Source organism: Salinibacterium xinjiangense, assembly GCF_014645015.1.
GTDB classification, from domain to species: Bacteria; Actinomycetota; Actinomycetes; order Actinomycetales; family Microbacteriaceae; genus Rhodoglobus; species Rhodoglobus xinjiangensis.
The window spans coordinates 111,811-128,231 of sequence record NZ_BMLC01000002.1; the positions used below are offsets into that span (position 1 = coordinate 111,811).

A 16,421-nucleotide genomic window follows, 5' to 3' on the forward strand; every position below is an offset into this window, starting at 1 on the left:
GATGCCAGTTGCGTTGATCACGGGGGTTACGGGACAGGATGGGACCTACCTCGCACGGGATCTGCTTGAACAGGGTTTCGAGGTCCACGGGCTAGTCAAACCGGGCGATGCCACCCTGGGCGATCGCTCACCCGGGGTCGTGGGCCACGAGGGCGATGTGACGGACTCAGCGCTGCTTGCTCAGCTAATCGCGAAGGTGAAGCCCGATGAGGTCTACAACCTCGCTGGGCAGACGTCAGTGGCAGCGTCCTGGGCAGACCCCGTGGGAACGGCCGCCTCTACGGGCACCGCCGTGGCCATCATGGCGCAGGGCTGCTGGGAGTTGCAGGAACGCACAGGCAGGCCGGTGCGCTTCGTCCAGGCTTCGAGCGCTGAGATCTTCGGTGCAGCCGCCCAGGTTCCCCAGAACGAATCCACAACCATCTCTCCGGTGTCGCCGTACGGGGCGGCCAAGTCGTTCGGGCATTTCATCGTGGGCGCGTTTCGAAGCCGCGGACTGCACGCCTCGTCGTGCATCCTGTACAACCATGAGTCGCCGTTGAGGCCGCCCACCTTCGTCACACGGAAGATCACACTGGCCGCTGCCAGGATCTCACTGGGACTGCAGGACTCTCTTTCTCTGGGGACGCTCGACGTCTCGAGAGACTGGGGATGGGCGCCGGATTATGTGCGGGCCATGCAACTGGCTGCCCGCCACTCAGTGGCCGGAGACTTCGTCATCGGATCGGGTGTCGAACACACTGTCGCGGACTTCGTGGCCTCGGCATTCACCGCAGCCGGAATAGATGCATGGCAGGACTACGTGGTTCTCGACCCGACGTTCGCGCGCCCGGCGGATCCCCCACGACAACTTGCGGACAGCTCGCGCGCGAGGTCCGTTCTTGGCTGGGTGCCGCAAGTGGGGTTCGATGACCTAGTCCGTCGGATGGTCATGGCCGATCTCGGGCTTCTTGGGGCAGATAGCACGAACTGAAGTCGTCGAGCTCATTTTTGGTCTTCCGGCTTGGTCAGGCCGGCGTCCCGCAGGCCCTTCAGTGCCTTCCGCCAACTGAGATGATGCGCGGCCTTGACAGTGCACGTCACGAACGTGAGCCAGCCGAATTCGAACAGCATCGAGCTCTCTGCAAGCGCCGTGGCCACCAGTACGACCAGGATGAGCGCCGGCCAGGTGAAGACGACGCTCCGTTGGCTCGATGCGAGTAGCCATGACCGGACGAAAGCCAGCCCCACGAGGCCGACGAAGATCATGAGCCCTGCGAGGCCCAGTTGGAGCCAGACGTCCACGAAGGCGTTCGACGCGGTTGTCGGAGTGCGTGAGTTGAGACCGTTGAAGAAGAGGAAGGGAGACAGGTTGCTTCGCCAGGGTCCGATCCATCCCCAACCCTCGATGGGGTTGAGTGCGATGAGATCCCAGGCGCGGCGCCAGATGGCAAGCCTGTACGACAGTTCCCCGGTCGCATTGAAGACCTGCACGATGGGGCTGCGAGCTGCCCACACCGCCGAAGAGATCACGACCGCGGTGAGGAGGAGCCCCAGCTGGAGGAATCGCCGCCGCTCCGGCTCAGCCCGCCTCAATCCGTACAGAGCGGCGGCAGCCACGATGACGATCACGAGTGACCCGGTGGCCAGGGGCGATCTCGTGAGCAGGAGCACCAGAGCGGCGAGCACGGCTGAGCCGATAGCGACTCCACGGGTGACCGACTTCGTCCTGAATTCGATGGCGAAGGTCACGAGCGCGAGCACCGCGAGGATCCCGAGTTGGTTGCGCGCACCAGAGAAGCCCTGGATCGGACCGAACTCGTTGAGCTTGCCCAAGATTTCGAGAAACGGGATGGGACTGTCGATGAGCACTCCGGCGAAGATCTCGATCGACACTGATCCCGCGAGTACAAGCCTGAACACATCCCCGAACGCCCGGACGACCTGGATCGTATCCCGAAGCAGCGCCGTGTAGATGCCGAACACCGTGAAGCACAGCAGGTAGGCCAGACCTGCAAGGGTGGCCCATTTGAAGCTGCTCCAGAAGATCGACAGGCTGGCCCAGGTGATGAACACGATGAGCGAGACAGGGAGGATGCCGTGCCATTCAATCGAGCCACGACGCACCACCATCGAACCGCCCGCCAGGACCACCTGAAGCGAGAGGATCGCGAGAAGTCCGGGCCATCCGATGAGGCTGCGCAGCATGAAGCACAGCACGGAGACGCCCACGATCGACGTCGTGAGGGCTGTGATGAATCTGGGCGAACTCAACACTTCCGTTGCCACGTCGAGGGCAACGAACCGGGGGTTCGGCTCTGTCACCGCGGCTCCCGGTCCGGCCACTTGGTCTTCACGGCGAGCAGCGCCAGCGCAAAGAGACCGAACTCGACGAGGAGGCGGCTTTCAGCAAAGCTTTGCACGATGAGGGCGACGAGTATGAGCAGCGGCAACAGGCTGGCTGGCGTGTAGGGCCCGAAGGTGTTCCGGGAGAGTCGAGGCCTGTCGACGGCATGAAGCCACGTGCGGGACAGCGTCGAGACGACGAGCGAAACAAAGATGACCAGCCCGATGATCCCGAGTTGAAACCAGACATCGATCCATGCATTGTGGGCGTGTAGTTGCCTGATGCCGTTATTTTCGGCGAGGGTGTCGAACGGCTTCGCCCACGGTGCCCAGTAGCTGACCCAGCCCCAGCCCACAGCAGGACGTTGCTGTGCGAGCTCGCTCACATCGTGCCAGATCTCGGTGCGGTTGGTGAGGTCAGAACTCTTACCCAGCAGAGCGAGCAGCGGAGCGCGAAAGATGAGGGCGCCGACGATGCCCGCCGCTGCTACGGCGACGAGTCCGGCGTAGGTAGCGATGACCGCCCGCGGGGTTGTCGCCCGCCGAACCATCAGCACGGCGAGAACCACGGCGGTAACCGCGACCAGCCCGAGGACGTTCGTGGCAGACCGGCTGAAGGCGAGGTTGACGACGGCGACCGCGAGCCACGACAGGCCCCAACTCTTTCGCACGAGACCGCCCGCGAGCTGGATGCTGAAAACGATGATCCCGACCAGCGCCACAAACGAGAGCAGCGTCGAGTTTCCGACGATGCCCTGGATCTTTCCGTCGTCGAACACCTGGAACAGCTCGTTGCGCGACCAGTACAGCATCAGTGGTATTGGATCTGGCAGGTTCGCGTAGTCGATGCCGGGCTGCGGCACGGGAGGAAGCACCGGACGACGGATGAAGGCTGCGACAACGAACTCGAACACGATCGACAGCCCGAGCACGATCCTCAGCGCAAGACTGAATCCGCGCAGGATCTCTGCCCAGCTGAACGTCACGGCGACCGCGATGCCACCGATCACCGTGCACCAGGTCGCGGCGATTCCGAGCGCAGTGGCGCCCGGGTAGAACGACCACACAAGCGACAGCACGGTCAGCAGGAGGAACGCGATGAGCGGATACGGGAGCAGGCTGATCTTCCATTCATCGCGCAGGGCGACGAGCATCAGGATGGAGATGACCGCGAGCAGACCCGCGAGGATCGAGAAGCCCGTCCAACCGATGACGTATCGCCAGGCATCTCCCGCCATCAGCGTGGCGACGGTGAGCACCAGAAACGCGGTGCGCGCCGGCTGGAGCTCGATCATTCGCATTCCGCAAGGGTAAACGACGAAGGTGCTGTGCCGCCGCCGCCCCAGGATACGGCAGGCGACGGCAGTCGATATTTAGACGAATGCGGCCTTACCCGTGATGGCCCTGCCGACGATGAGCGTGTTCATCTCGCGCGTGCCCTCGTATGAATAGATAGCCTCGGCATCGGCGAAGAAGCGCATCACGCCGTAGTCGAGCACAATGCCATTGCCGCCCATGAGTTCGCGGCACCAGGCGACGGTCTCGCGCATGCGACTGGTCGTGAATTCCTTCGCGAGTGCTGAGTGCTCGTCTTTCTGCACGCCCTCGTCGAGCATCTCCGACACGCGAGTGACGAGTCCGATGGATGCGGTGATGTTACCGAGGCTCTTCGCGAGCAACTCCTGAACCAGCTGGTGGCTGCCGATCGGCTTGCCGAACTGGATGCGCTCGCCGGCATACTTCACCGCTGCCTCGTATGCGCCGATCGAGTTGCCCACCGCGGCCCAGGCCACCTCGGCCCGCGTCAGTCGCAGTACAGCTGCCGTCTCCCGGAATGACTGCGACTTCTGCAGCCGGTTCGCCTCCGGCACTACGACGTTCTCAAGAACGATGTCGGCATTCTGCACGATGCGCAGCGCCTGCTTGTTCTCGATGCGCGTCGCCGAGTATCCGGGGGTCGAGGTCGGCACGATGAAACCCTTGACCTGGTTGTCGTCGGCGTCGCGAGCCCAGATGATGGTCACGTCACTGATCGAGCCGTTGCCGATCCAGCGCTTGGCGCCGTTGATCACCCAGTTGTCGCCGTCGCGCTTCGCGACCGTCTGCAGGCCCTGCGCGGTGTCCGATCCAGACAGCGGCTCAGTGAGACCGAACGCGCCGAGTAGCTCGCCGCTCGCGAACTTCGGCAGCCATTGCGCGCGCTGCTCCGGGGAACCAGCCTCGGCGATGGAACCCATGACGAGTCCGTTCTGCATGCCGACGAGCGTCGCGACGCTGGCGTCGACGCGAGCGAGTTCGAGAGCCACCCAGCCACGGAAGACGGCGCTGTTGGGAAACTGCTGTGTTTCCTCCCACGGCTGGCCGAAGAGGCCGAGATCGGCGAGGCCTCGGACGACGACGTCGCGGTCGAAGAACTCGGCCCGAGCCCAGAGGTCATTGGCGAAAGGCCGTACGTTCTCATCGAGGAACGCCCGCAGCCTGACGATCAGGTCTTTCTCCTGGTCGGTAAGTTTGTTCTCGAAGCCATAGAAATCTGCGCCGATTGTCTCGAATGACATAAATCCACTCCATTGCTTAGTCGAAATCCTCAGAAAGACTACGGCCGCATGGTGAAGGTTCCCTCGTCCGTTGGCTATTTGGTCCAACACGTACACAGGAGTCGACCCCATGTTTGTAGGCATCACCAATACCCCACGTGACTACGCGTGGGGCTCAGACGGAGCCATCTCAAGACTGCTGGGAACCGAGGCATCCGGCGCTCCCGAGGCAGAGTTGTGGCTGGGTGCGCACGCGGGCTCGCCGAGCCGGGTTGTGGGTTCGACTGACACGCTGCTGGATGTCGTCGACGGGCGGCTGCCGTTCCTGTTGAAGGTGCTCGCTGCAGGCTCGCCCCTGTCGCTGCAGGCCCACCCGACCATGGCTCAGGCCGCTGAGGGATTCGCTCGGGAGAACGCGCTGGGCATCCCTCTCGATGCACCGCACCGCAACTATAAAGACGCGTTTCACAAGCCCGAGCTCATCTACGCCCTCAGTGACAAATTCGACGCGCTCTGCGGCTTCAGGTCGGCGAGTGATATCCGCGCGATCATCGAGTCGGGGCTGCCTGAGGCAGCGCCCCTGCTCGACCACCTCCACGGCGATGATTCGCTGCGCTCGGTGTTCGAGTGGCTCCTCACCCGAGGTGAGGGCGTCGACGCGCTGGTGGCCGCGGTGAGTGCGGCGGAGGATCGTTCGACCCCTGAGCTCGCAACGGTGAAGCTGCTGGCCGAGAATTATCCGGGCGATCCGGGCATTGTGATCTCGCTCATGCTCAACCGGGTGACCCTTGCCCGAGGTGAGGCGTTGTTCCTTCCAGCCGGTAACATCCATGCCTACCTCTCCGGTGTGGGCATCGAGCTCATGGCGGCGTCTGACAATGTGTTGCGCGGTGGATTGACCCCGAAATACATCGATGTGCCCGAACTGCTCAGGGTGCTGGAATTCACCCCGCTGGCGGTGCCGTACATCCAGCCGCACCATCCAGCAACCGGGGTTGAGGTTTTCAGGCCCGTCGGCGCCGAGTTCGCGTTGCATGTGGTCGTGACGGACTCTGTCACCGAGCTCGACGGATCCGCCATCGCGCTGTGCCTCGACGGTGAATTCACGCTCACCGGAGCGGAATCTACGTTCACCCTGAATCGCGGCGGAGCCGTGTATGTCTCGGATGAGGCATCCCTCGACATTCGGGGGACCGGCGCACTCTTTATCGCAACCTCATGACCGCAACAGGAAACATGCCGTCGCTTATATGCGTGTGCGTGATCGACGAAATCCGACGTCTCGTGGCAGGACCGGTGCTGGTCCACCGCACCCTCTTCGTCGAGCCAAGGACCCGCGGAGGGTTAGCTCGGGGCGAGTGCGCAGGTCTTCACTCCTGAACGCATCATCCTGCACAGCCCCCGGCAGATCATCCGCACCCGCGGCGAAGCTGTCTTCCTCTTCTTCATTCTGTGGCGGATCGTGCTCGCTCGATCGGCTTTGTTGAGCACCTTCGACGGGGTGTGTGCATTCCCAGGAGGCCCTGGCGATCGGGTGTACAGGCGTTCGGGGCGGTGCTACTCGGCGCGCCCGATTAACTGCTCGTACCGCGCACGTGCACCCCGGCATGAGCGACTAGATCACCCTCCATCCGGCCGGATACCCCTGCGACCGGTGTTGAGAGGGTCTGGCCTGGCAGCCGAATGGCCCGGAACGACACCTCCGTCGTGGTCGTCGATGGGCAGGTGCTGTTCTCCCAATTGCTGGCGGCCTACCTGTTCGTCGTGCTGTAGGCGCCGTTCATAAAGCAGGTCATTGTCGCCATCCGGCTGAGCATCATCAGATGCGGAGCGAGCATTGCTGCGCTGCAGTACCCTCCGATGTTCGCCATCGGCACCGCTATGGAGTGCACGGGAAGATGCTGTGGATGCGGGTGTTCTCTTTGCCTGGCACGATTACATTCGCCTCTGCCTGGTGCGCGAGCCGATCATCACGGCTTTCGCCCTTGTGTTTCACGGCTCATTGTTCTCGTTTGTCCTGCTCGCGGTTCTGAGCTTCATCGTCACGCAGCTTTTCTGAATGACGGTCGACCGGCCACCCGCTGGCCATCGACCGGTTCGCCCAGTGCATCAAGCGCTCCTCGACCCCGGAGAACCGGCGCTGGACCATCAGACCTTGAAGACCTGCACGAATTCGTTGTAGGTGAAGAACTTTCCGGTGAAACGTGGGAAGGGGAACGAGTAGTGCTTCTCGGGCTTGAGCCCCAACGAGGCCCCCAACCGCTCGAGGGCGGCGTGGTCACTGAAAGCGACGTGGGTGCTGTCTGAAGCGAAGCCACGCTCCTGCGGGGTGATGAACACGACCGTGCCGCCAGGGCGAACGTACGGCAGGTATGACGCGAAGATCTCCGCGGCATCCTGTGGTTCGAGGTGCTCAACGACATGAGCGGAGAGCACGGAATCGAAGGATGCGGGAGCCGCCACTCCAGAGCCGAAGAACTCGTCGCTGGTGTACGCGGTGAGCCCGGCATCTCGAGCGGTTTGCACGGAGAACGGGTTGTGATCCACTCCCACCGAGTTTTCGTCGAGGTACTGCAGGTTGCGGCCGGTGCCGCACCCCACGTCGAGAGTGCGACCGAGGCGCAGATGCCGGATGTGCGCCCTGAACGGTGCCTGAACGTGGAGAACCTGCTTCCAGCGCGCGCCCGAAAGCCGACTGAGCCGCTCTGCGTAGCTTTTTTCCGCAGTGGGGGGAACGAGAGAATCGCCATCGTCTGGTGCACTCATGTGCTCATACTGTCAGTACGGACGCGGCGGCGCGCTACGACGCGAGGCCCAGCCCGAACGCGCGTCGGTAGGCCAGGGGTGACACCTGCAGCACCTTCACGAAGTGGTGGCGCATCACGGAGGCCGTGCCGAAACCCGTCGCCTGGGCGATCAGTTCGAGGCTGTCGTCGGTCTGCTCCAGCTGTTGCTGGGCCCGGATGAGTCGCTGCCGGTTGAGCCAGGCCGCCGGCGTCGTTCCCATGTCTGCCCGGAAGCGCCGGGCGAACGTCCTGCTCGACATGAGCGCCTGTCTCGCGAGCTGGTCGACAGTCAGGCTTGCTGACAGGTTTTCGAGCATCCATTCTGCAACTGCGGCGAAAGAGTCTGCACATTCGGCCTTCACGGGTGACTCGATGTATTGCGACTGGCCACCATCGCGTTGCGGCGGCACGACCATGCGCCGGGCGATGACATTGGCGGCAGCCGCACCGAGCTCGCGGCGCACGATATGCAGCGCGGCGTCGATCCCGGCTGCCGTTCCAGCGCTGGTTACCACGCGACGATCCTCCACGAAGAGCACGTCGGGGTCGACGTCGACGAGCGGGAACCGGGTTGCCAGGGCCGCGGCGTGCATCCAGTGGGTCGTCGCCCTGCGTCCGTCCAGGATGCCCGCATGGGCCAGCGCGAACGCGCCGCTGGCCACACTGAGCACCCACGCCCCCCTGGCCTCCGCCGCGCGGATCACCTCCAGGTAGCGCTCGTCGACGTGGTCGATGGCATGCACGGGGACGGCAATGAGGTCGGCATCGGACGCGGCATCCAGCCCAGCATCAATGATCATGTCGTAGCCGAGGCTCGTGCGGACGGGACCCGGATCGGCCGTCGCGATCGTGAAGTCGAACCTGGGGCCGCCGGAATCGCTGCGGTCGACACCGAACACTTCGCAGATGACGCCGAACTCGAAGGGTGCGACGCCGGGGAGGGCGAGCAGGACGATCTTGCGCAGCATGACGCTCCCTGGCGGAAATTCAATGGACGTCGCAACTCTGCCATCATCGACAGGATCCGGCAACCCGTCGACTTCCTGCCAGCCTCGCACTTCGTGGTGGGATCGGACGGTAGTTTCGAAGGAGAAGTCGTCGGCATCGGCGACCATGATGACGAGGAGTGAGCATGAAGACGATAGAACTGGCCGGGACCGGAATTTCGGCACCCAATGTCGTACTGGGGCTCATGCGTATCGCCGACAAGAGCGACGACGAGGTTCGCGACCTCGTGAAAACGGCGCGAGACGCCGGCATCGACTTCATCGACCACGCTGACGTCTACGGCAACGAAATGCACGGTTGCGAGCGGCGGTTCGCGGAAGCCATGCAGCTGACGTCGTCGCAACGTGCCGAATTGACCATTCAGACCAAGTGCGGGATCGTGCCGGAAGGTCCGTACTTCGACTTCTCCTACGAACGCATCATCGAGTCGGTGAACGGTTCTCTCGACGCGCTCGAGACGGACTTCATCGACATCCTGCTGCTGCACCGGCCCGACGCGCTCGTCGAGCCCGAGGAGGTCGCCCGGGCGTTCGACGAGCTGGAATCCGCGGGCAAGGTGCGCGCGTTCGGTGTCTCGAACCACACACCGCGGCAGATCGACCTTCTGAAGAAATATGTGAAGCAGCCCATCGTGGCCAACCAGTTGCAGCTCTCCATTACACACTCGCCGATCGTCGCCCAGGGCGTGGCCGCAAACATGAGCGGGCAGGACCAATCGCTCACGCTCGACGGGGGAGGCATCGTCGACTACTGCCGGTTGAACGACATCACGATCCAGGCCTGGTCGCCCTTCCAGGCCGGCTTCTTCAACGGGGTGTTCCTAGGATCGCCTGATCACGTAGAACTCAACCAGGTGATCGACAGGCTTGCCGGGGCGTACGACGTTCCGGCTATCGCCATCGCTACCGCGTGGATCACCCGCCATCCGGCAAACATGCAGGTCGTCCTCGGAACCACGACGCCGGAACGGGTTAGCGGTGCTGCACAGGGCTCCGACCTCCCGCTCACGCGATCCGAATGGTACGAGCTGTTCCGTGCCAGTGGGCACCTCGTGCCGTAGCCCATCGGTCGGCATTCCCGCGCAACTGCCACCGCTATCGTTGTCGCTATGACATGGCTTGTGACGGGTGGGGCTGGATATATCGGATCGCACGTCGCGCGAGCACTCGCGCAGGCGGGCCTGCCCATGGTCGTGATCGACGACCTCTCGACGGGCTTCGAGTCGTTTGTTCCGGATGGTGTGCCTTTCGTACGGGCAACGATTCTCGACGGTGAGAACCTCCAGCGTGTCATGCAGTTTCATAAGGTCACCGGGGTAATCCATGTCGCCGGGTACAAATATGCGGGCGTGTCGGTCACGCGGCCGCTGCACACCTACCAGCAGAACGTCACGGCGACCGCGACCCTGCTCGCCGCCATGGAGTCGTGCGGGGTAGATCGCATGGTCTTCTCGTCGAGCGCCGCGGTCTACGGGACGCCGCCCGCCGAACTCGTGACGGAAGAGACGCCGAAGTCGCCGCAGTCGCCCTATGGCGAATCGAAGCTGATCGGTGAGTGGTTACTGGCCGACCAGGGCGTCGCCCGGGGGCTCAGGCACACCTCGCTGCGGTATTTCAACGTCGTCGGCTCTGCCTCTGAAGACCTCTACGACGCGAGCCCGCACAACCTCCTCCCGCTCGTGTTCGCGGCCCTGGTCGAGGGCAGGACGCCGCGTATCAACGGCAATGACTACCCGACGCCAGACGGTACGAATGTGCGCGACTACATCCACGTCGCCGACCTCGCAGCGTCACACGTCGCGGCCGCCCAGCGACTCGACGCGGGAGTCACCATCGAGCCCGCGTATAACCTCGGCAGCGGCTCCGGCAGCTCGGTGGGTGACATCATGCGCACTGTCGCGGAGGTCACCGGCATCGCGTTCACCCCGGAGATCGGCGCACGTCGCCCGGGAGACCCGGCGCGGATCGTCGCCGCCGGCGATCTTGCCGCGCGCGATCTCGACTGGAAGATGCGTCACAGCCTGCGTGAAATGGTGGAGAGTCAGTGGATCGCAACACGCCGGGCCGCACAACCCTCAGAAGCTGGTTGAAGGATTTATCATCCCCGACTTGACGTGGGCCTAACTACGACGGTGTAATTATGCCTAACGCAATCGGTGGACCGGGCCGTTGCGGAGGGGAGATCAGAGTATGACGGAGAACGGATACCGCGCAGGAGTCCCTGACGACTGGTTCGTAGACCCCGTCAGGCTCGGAGTCCCAGGGGTTCGCAAGACCGTCGTCATCGAAGACGAGAACCAGCTCGCCTGGCAGACCGACTCGCTGTGTGCCCAGACCGATCCTGAAGCATTCTTCCCCGAAAAGGGGGGATCGACCCGCGACGCGAAGAAGATCTGCACCTCGTGCGAGGTGCGCAACCAGTGCCTCGAATACGCACTCGAGAATGACGAACGTTTCGGCATCTGGGGCGGACTCTCCGAGCGCGAACGGCGAAAGCTGCGCAAGCGCGCCTAGCCCGGATCGTCGATAGCCGCCGCACGGACTCTCGACTTTGCAGCGAGTCAGGCGAACGCAGGCGTTCCTCGCGCCTAGTCTCTACACGTTATGCAACCGAGAGTCATTGCGGTGCTGGTGGCCCTCAACGGGGCCAGGTACCTTCCGAGAACGCTTGCCGCGCTCGCGGCGCAGACCCGGCGACCCGACTCGACAGTCTTCGTCGACGCGGGCTCGACCGACGCCTCACCGTCGTTGCTGGCCGCGGCTGGCTCCACCCGACTCGTCACCACCCCGGCCCGGCGGTCATTCGGCGGCGCCGTCACTCACGCCATGCAGGTCTCGCCGCCCGCGGAATCTGAGAATGAGTGGATGTGGCTGCTCGGCCACGACAACGCCCCTGACCCCACGGCGCTTGCTGCACTGCTCGGAGCGGTGGAGGTGGCGCCGTCGGTGGCGATTGCCGGCCCGAAGCTCATGCGGCTCGACGAACCGGATGTGATCGCGAGTTTCGGCGAGAGCCTCACGGCGTACGGTCGCTCGGTTTCACTGGTCGACGGGGAACTCGACCAGGCGCAGCACGACATCCATTCGGACCACCTGGGAGTGGCTGCCGGTGGCATGCTCGTGCGTCGCACGGTCTTCGCCGCCCTCGGTGGATTCGACCCTGCACTTCCGAGCGCTGATGCCGCGCTCGACTTCGCCGTGCGAGCCAGGCTTGCCGGTCATCGAGTCATCGGTGTTCCCGCTGCGAGGGTCACCAGCGCCGGCCCTCCGGAGCTGTTCGGCAGGAAGTCGGTCTCGGTGGGGGCGCAGAACCGCATCCGCCGCTTCGCCCAGCTTCATCGCAGGCTCGCCTGGTCACCCACAGTCGCCCTGCCGCTGCATTGGCTCACGCTCGTGCCCCTCGCCGTGCTGCGATCGCTGGGGCACCTCGTGGCCAAGCGCCCCGGCGCAGTGGGCGGCGAACTCGGTGCGGCATTCCGTGCCGCCTTCGACGGGAGCATCCCGGCCGCCCGGTCGAACATCAGGCGCAATCGCACGATGAGCTGGGCCGCCGTCGACGCGCTCCGGCTGTCCTGGGCCGACATGCGGGAGCGGCGTTCGAGCGAACATTCGGCTGCTGCCTCTGGCTACATGACTGTCCGTGATCGCCCTGGCTTCTTCGTGGGCGGAGGCGCGTGGGTAGTGCTGCTCGCCGCGATCGCCGGTGTCGTGGCCTTCGGCCGATTCGTGGATGCCCCAGCACTGGCCGGGGGAGGGCTGCTGCCGCTCAGCACGACCGTCAGCAAACTCTGGTCACACGTCGGCTACGGGTGGCACGACATCGCATCCGGATTCACGGGAGCCGCCGATCCGTTCGCTATCGTGCTCGCTGTGCTGGGATCCCTCACCTTCTGGTCACCGTCGCTGAGCATCGTGCTGCTGTACCTTGCTGCCCTTCCGCTCGCTGCGCTCAGCGCATGGTTCTGCGCCGCGAGGCTGACGCAGCGCGCTTGGCCGCCCGCCGTCGCGGCCATAGCCTGGGCCGTCGCGCCTCCTTTCCTCGCCTCCCTTACGGGCGGTCATCTCGGTGCGGTTATCGCCCACATCCTGCTGCCTACCCTTGTGCTCGCGGTCGTGAACGCGGCACGCAACTGGTCGATGTCTGCGCTCGCTGCCCTGCTGTTCGCGGCCATAGTGGCGTCTGCGCCCATCCTGGCCCCCGCACTCGTGATGGGCCTGGTGGCCTGGACCGTCGTGAACCCGCGCGGATTGCTGCGCATCCTCGGAATTCCGATTCCGGCGGCTGCCCTGTTCGCTCCCCTGGTCATTGAGCAGGTCTCCCGCGGAAACTGGCTCGCGATCTTCGCCGAACCCGGGCTGCCGGTGGGCGATGTCGTTCCCACCCCGCTACACCTGCTGCTCGGCGTGCCTTCTCACGGACTGGCGGGATGGGACCTGTTCCTCGCCCAGTTCGGACTGCCGCCCGGAATCGCCCCGATCGTGGTCGCGGCTCTTCTTGCTCCCCTGGCGATCCTGGCTCTGGTCTCGCTCTTCGTTCCCGGGTTCCGGCGGTCGGTTCCTGCGTTGGTCATGGCGCTGATGGGTTTCAGTACCGCCGTTGCCGTCTCACAGCTCATGGTGACCACCATCGGATCGACAGCGACACCCATCTGGGCTGGCCCCGCGCTCAGCCTGTACTGGTTCGGCCTCACCGGGGCGATGGTCGTGACCCTCGACGTGGTCAGGAGGGCGGAAGTCGCCCCCGCGCTGGTTGCCGCCGTCACGCTGGTGGCCCTCGCGGCTCCGATGGTCACCGTCGCGGCTACCGGAACAATAGCTGTCGCCGCAAGCAACGGACGGCTACTGCCGGCATTCGCCTCGGCCGAAGCAGCGAACAGGCCGGAGCTCGGCACGCTTCAGATCACCGCCCAGCCGAACGGCGGAATAGCGACCACCGTGCATCGCGGGCTGGGAACGACGCTCGATGAGCAGAGCACACTGGCTGCCACGGACGACAGCCTCGGTCCCAGGGATGCTCGGATCGCCACCCTGGCGGGAAACCTCGCCTCCCGCAGCGGCTTCGATATCGCTGGCGAGCTCGACGCGCTGCAGATCGCCTTCGTGCTCCTGCCCAACGTCACAGACGACGGTGCAGCGGGGACCAGGCAACGAGTAGCCGATGCTCTCGACGGCAACCGCAGTCTCACACCGATCGGAGCGACGGCGAACGGCTTCCTCTGGAACTACGGGAACATCGCCGATGGCCCGGCGCCCGTGGGCCCGGGCCCCCTCGACACCACTCTTGGTGTCTGGGTCATCATCGGCCAGGCCGTGGTCATCGGTCTGACGCTGCTGCTGGCGATCCCCACCACCAAACGCAGGCGAGTCAGGGCCGCGCGAGTGGATTTCAGGATCGATGGCACGACTGCTGACCCGGTCAGCACCGATGGGGTGACAGCGTGAGCGACGAGCCGGGCATGGCCGAGGAACCCAGTGGCGAAGAATTCGTCAAAAACGAGGTCTTCCCCGAGCAGGAAGAGCTGCAGAGCTCGACGCGACGACCTGTCACAGCGCGCGGCCTGGCGATCGTCGGCGGCAGGGCGGCCGTCGGGCTCGCTGGGGTCGGCGTTGCGGCCCTGACGATCGTGGCATCCGTCTTCCTCCAGCTTCCGGTCGTGCAATCGACCGCCCCCAGCACGCTCATCACCCCGGTTGCGACCGCGCAGCAGCTCGTGTGCCCGGGCGGCATCCTGAGGCTGGCCAGTGACAGCGGGCAGGATGCCACCGCCGCATTCGGTCTCGGCAGCGCCACCGTGCGCTCCGGCAGCAGCTCCGGATCGGTCGATTCCGTGGATGCCGCGGCCTCCGATGCAGGCACCGGTGGAACCCCGGCGGCACCGACCATCATCAGCACCCCACCCGATGCGACAGACCCGAGCCAGCGCATCCTCCTCAGCGGCGCCCAGTCTGAGCAGGTCGACAGCGGTGACTACGTCGGCCTGGCCGCAGCGGATTGCGGGATCGCGAGTGGAGATAGCTGGCTCGTCGGTGGTGCGACGACGACGGGACGCACTACGCTCCTGACTCTCACCAACCCCACCGAGGTTTCGGCCACGGTCAACCTCGAGTTGTTCGGCGAGAACGGCGCCATCGCCGCTCCCGGCACGAGCGGGATCATCGTCCCGGCCAGTGGGCAGCGCGTGTTGTCGCTCGCTGGTTTCGCGCCGGGCCTCGTCTCGCCCGTCGTGCACGTCATGAGCACGGGCGGACAGGTGCAGGCGACCATGCAGCAATCGGTGCTGCGGGGGCTCGATCCCGGTGGCATCGACATCGTCGAATCGTCGGGATCGCCGTCGACCATGAGCGTCATCCCCGGGGTGGTGGTCGGCGACGAGACCGCGATCGCCGCGGTGCGCAGCTCAACGAGCGCCAGCGAGGTGCCCGACGACTTCGCTACCGTGCTGAGGCTGTTCGCTCCTGGTGAGGAGGTGGTTCCCGTGACGGTCAGGGTGGTTCCTGAGAGCGGATCCGGAGCGGGTGCATCGTTCTCGTACGACCTCGATGGGGGACTCGTGACGGATGTCCCGATCCAGGAACTCGAACCGGGCACGTACACGGTCATCGTGGAGTCGCCGATTCCGTCGGTCGCTTCGGTCAGGGCCAGCTCCGCGGCCGGCCCGGCTACCGACTTCGCGTGGTTCACTTCCGCCCAGAAGCTCGGTGCTCTGGCGCAGTTCACGGCGGCCGTCGGGCCAAATCCCGTGTTGCACGTCTACAACCCCACGATCGCAGAGTCGACCGTCTCTCTGACGCCACTCGATGGGCCTGCCGTCTCGGTCGTCGTTGCCGCCGGAAGCTCGGTCGCTGTTGCGCTGGTGGCGGGGACGAGCTACAGCCTGGGAGAGTTCGATTCAGTGCACGCGGCCGTGAGCCTTACCGGCAACGGGATGCTCGCCCGCTACTCAGTGCACCCGCCGGGGGTCGGCTCGAGCCCCATCAGGATCTACCCGTAGGGCAGCTCGACTACAGGTGGCGGAACCGGTCTGGCGCCAGGTCCCACGGATCCTTGCCCAGCAGTTCGGCCACGGCCCGGAACACGCAGCTCTCTACCATCATGCGCTTGTGCATCTCGTCATAGCTGTGCAGCCGCGAGAGTCTCTCGATCGGCAGCCGGTACAGGATGACGCGGCGATTCTTCAGCTCGACCCGCCACCGGTCGACGGCGGGAGTCTCGCCCAGCTCTGACGGCATGGCGGCGACCTCGAAGGCGACATCGGCCAGCTCATCTGGCCACAGGTCTTTGAGGTACTCGGCGGTCGAGGCCACGGTCATGTCGAACATGTCGACCCGGTTGCGCAGTAACGGTAGGTGAGGGCCGGTCACCGGGCCGCGGATGCCACGGCCGTGCCGGTCTCGCCATCCAGGCCGTGCTGACCTCGACTGGTCTGCACCGCCCGGACTGGTCACAGCCCCGATTCTATCGGCGTGGCTGTGCCCCGCTGTCTGCGGTCAGACGTAGCCTTAGGAAGAAATGAATGGTCGCCCGTGCAGCAAGGTCGCCTGTAGCCAGCAGGCCACGGCCACCCTCACCTACGACTACGCCGATTCGATGGCCGTCCTGGGTCCCCTCAGCTACGCATCGGAGCCGCACAGCTATGACCTCTGCGACCGGCACGCCGATCGGATGTCTGTTCCGCAGGGCTGGCAGGTTGTCAGGCATGTCGTGATGGGCAGCGACCTGCTTTAGGCAGCGACCTGCTTTAGGCGGCGACCTGCTTGGGCGGGGG

At 64.9% G+C, this 16,421-nt stretch carries 15 protein-coding genes; 9 read left to right on the top strand and 6 right to left on the bottom strand.

Features of this window, described 5'->3' with window-relative positions:
• Nucleotide 1: 1 nt before the first annotated feature.
• Nucleotides 2-973, top strand: a complete 972-nt coding sequence (locus IEW81_RS07350; protein WP_097059314.1) for a GDP-mannose 4,6-dehydratase — start codon at nt 2-4, stop codon at nt 971-973.
• Between the two features lie 11 nt (nt 974-984).
• Here the strand turns inward: IEW81_RS07350 and IEW81_RS07355 are convergent, their stop codons facing one another.
• From IEW81_RS07355 to IEW81_RS07365, 3 genes are all read right to left on the bottom strand, one after another.
• A complete protein-coding gene (locus IEW81_RS07355) occupies nt 985-2,304 on the bottom strand; it encodes an O-antigen ligase family protein (protein WP_229671295.1) in 1,320 nt (439 codons plus the stop codon).
• A complete protein-coding gene (locus IEW81_RS07360) occupies nt 2,301-3,626 on the bottom strand; it encodes an O-antigen ligase family protein (RefSeq protein WP_097059315.1) in 1,326 nt (441 codons plus the stop codon). The genes IEW81_RS07355 and IEW81_RS07360 overlap by 4 nt, the downstream gene beginning before the upstream one ends.
• Nucleotides 3,627-3,698: 72 nt before the next feature.
• Entirely contained in the window at nt 3,699-4,883 is a 1,185-nt protein-coding gene (locus IEW81_RS07365; protein ID WP_097059316.1) for an acyl-CoA dehydrogenase family protein, read from the bottom strand.
• Nucleotides 4,884-4,992: 109 nt separating this feature from the next.
• Here IEW81_RS07365 and manA point away from each other — a divergent pair, with 109 nt between their 5' ends.
• Together manA and IEW81_RS07375 are read left to right on the top strand one after the other, a co-directional pair.
• Nucleotides 4,993-6,084: a mannose-6-phosphate isomerase, class I gene (gene manA / locus IEW81_RS07370; RefSeq protein WP_097059317.1), complete on the top strand. Its 1,092-nt coding sequence runs from the start codon at nt 4,993-4,995 to the stop codon at nt 6,082-6,084.
• 681 nt (nt 6,085-6,765) lie between these two features.
• Nucleotides 6,766-6,921 carry a hypothetical protein gene (locus IEW81_RS07375; RefSeq protein WP_179691722.1) on the top strand — a complete coding sequence of 52 codons (156 nt, stop codon included), beginning with the start codon at nt 6,766-6,768 and terminating at the stop codon, nt 6,919-6,921.
• Nucleotides 6,922-7,010: 89 nt separating this feature from the next.
• Here the strand turns inward: IEW81_RS07375 and IEW81_RS07380 are convergent, their stop codons facing one another.
• Both IEW81_RS07380 and IEW81_RS07385 read right to left on the bottom strand, forming a co-directional pair.
• Nucleotides 7,011-7,628: a class I SAM-dependent methyltransferase gene (locus IEW81_RS07380; protein WP_097059318.1), complete on the bottom strand. Its 618-nt coding sequence runs from the start codon at nt 7,626-7,628 to the stop codon at nt 7,011-7,013.
• Between the two features lie 34 nt (nt 7,629-7,662).
• Nucleotides 7,663-8,616 carry a GlxA family transcriptional regulator gene (locus IEW81_RS07385; protein ID WP_097059778.1) on the bottom strand — a complete coding sequence of 318 codons (954 nt, stop codon included), beginning with the start codon at nt 8,614-8,616 and terminating at the stop codon, nt 7,663-7,665.
• 164 nt (nt 8,617-8,780) lie between these two features.
• Here IEW81_RS07385 and IEW81_RS07390 point away from each other — a divergent pair, with 164 nt between their 5' ends.
• The 5 genes from IEW81_RS07390 (at nt 8,781) to IEW81_RS07410 (ending at nt 15,647) form a co-directional block, all read left to right on the top strand.
• Nucleotides 8,781-9,716 carry an aldo/keto reductase gene (locus IEW81_RS07390; RefSeq protein ID WP_097059779.1) on the top strand — a complete coding sequence of 312 codons (936 nt, stop codon included), beginning with the start codon at nt 8,781-8,783 and terminating at the stop codon, nt 9,714-9,716.
• A gap of 48 nt (nt 9,717-9,764) precedes the next feature.
• Nucleotides 9,765-10,745 carry a UDP-glucose 4-epimerase GalE gene (galE, locus tag IEW81_RS07395; protein WP_097059319.1) on the top strand — a complete coding sequence of 327 codons (981 nt, stop codon included), beginning with the start codon at nt 9,765-9,767 and terminating at the stop codon, nt 10,743-10,745.
• Nucleotides 10,746-10,845: 100 nt separating this feature from the next.
• Nucleotides 10,846-11,169 (top strand): WhiB family transcriptional regulator, encoded by a 324-nt coding sequence (locus IEW81_RS07400; RefSeq protein WP_097059320.1) that lies wholly within the window; start codon nt 10,846-10,848, stop codon nt 11,167-11,169.
• A 90-nt stretch (nt 11,170-11,259) separates the two neighbouring features.
• The gene (locus tag IEW81_RS07405) at nt 11,260-14,097 is read left to right on the top strand and encodes a glycosyltransferase family 2 protein (RefSeq protein WP_097059321.1); all 2,838 of its coding nucleotides are present in this window, start codon (nt 11,260-11,262) and stop codon (nt 14,095-14,097) included.
• A complete protein-coding gene (locus IEW81_RS07410) occupies nt 14,094-15,647 on the top strand; it encodes a DUF5719 family protein (RefSeq protein WP_097059322.1) in 1,554 nt (517 codons plus the stop codon). The genes IEW81_RS07405 and IEW81_RS07410 overlap by 4 nt, the downstream gene beginning before the upstream one ends.
• 10 nt (nt 15,648-15,657) lie before the next feature.
• Here IEW81_RS07410 and IEW81_RS07415 read toward each other — a convergent pair whose 3' ends face one another.
• Nucleotides 15,658-16,101, bottom strand: coding sequence for a metallopeptidase family protein (locus IEW81_RS07415; RefSeq protein WP_097059323.1), 444 nt, complete (start codon nt 16,099-16,101; stop codon nt 15,658-15,660).
• A gap of 64 nt (nt 16,102-16,165) precedes the next feature.
• On the opposite strand from IEW81_RS07415, the gene IEW81_RS07420 reads away from it, so the two are divergent.
• Nucleotides 16,166-16,381 (top strand): DUF3499 family protein, encoded by a 216-nt coding sequence (locus IEW81_RS07420; protein ID WP_097059324.1) that lies wholly within the window; start codon nt 16,166-16,168, stop codon nt 16,379-16,381.
• The last annotated feature ends 40 nt before the right edge of the window (nt 16,382-16,421 follow it).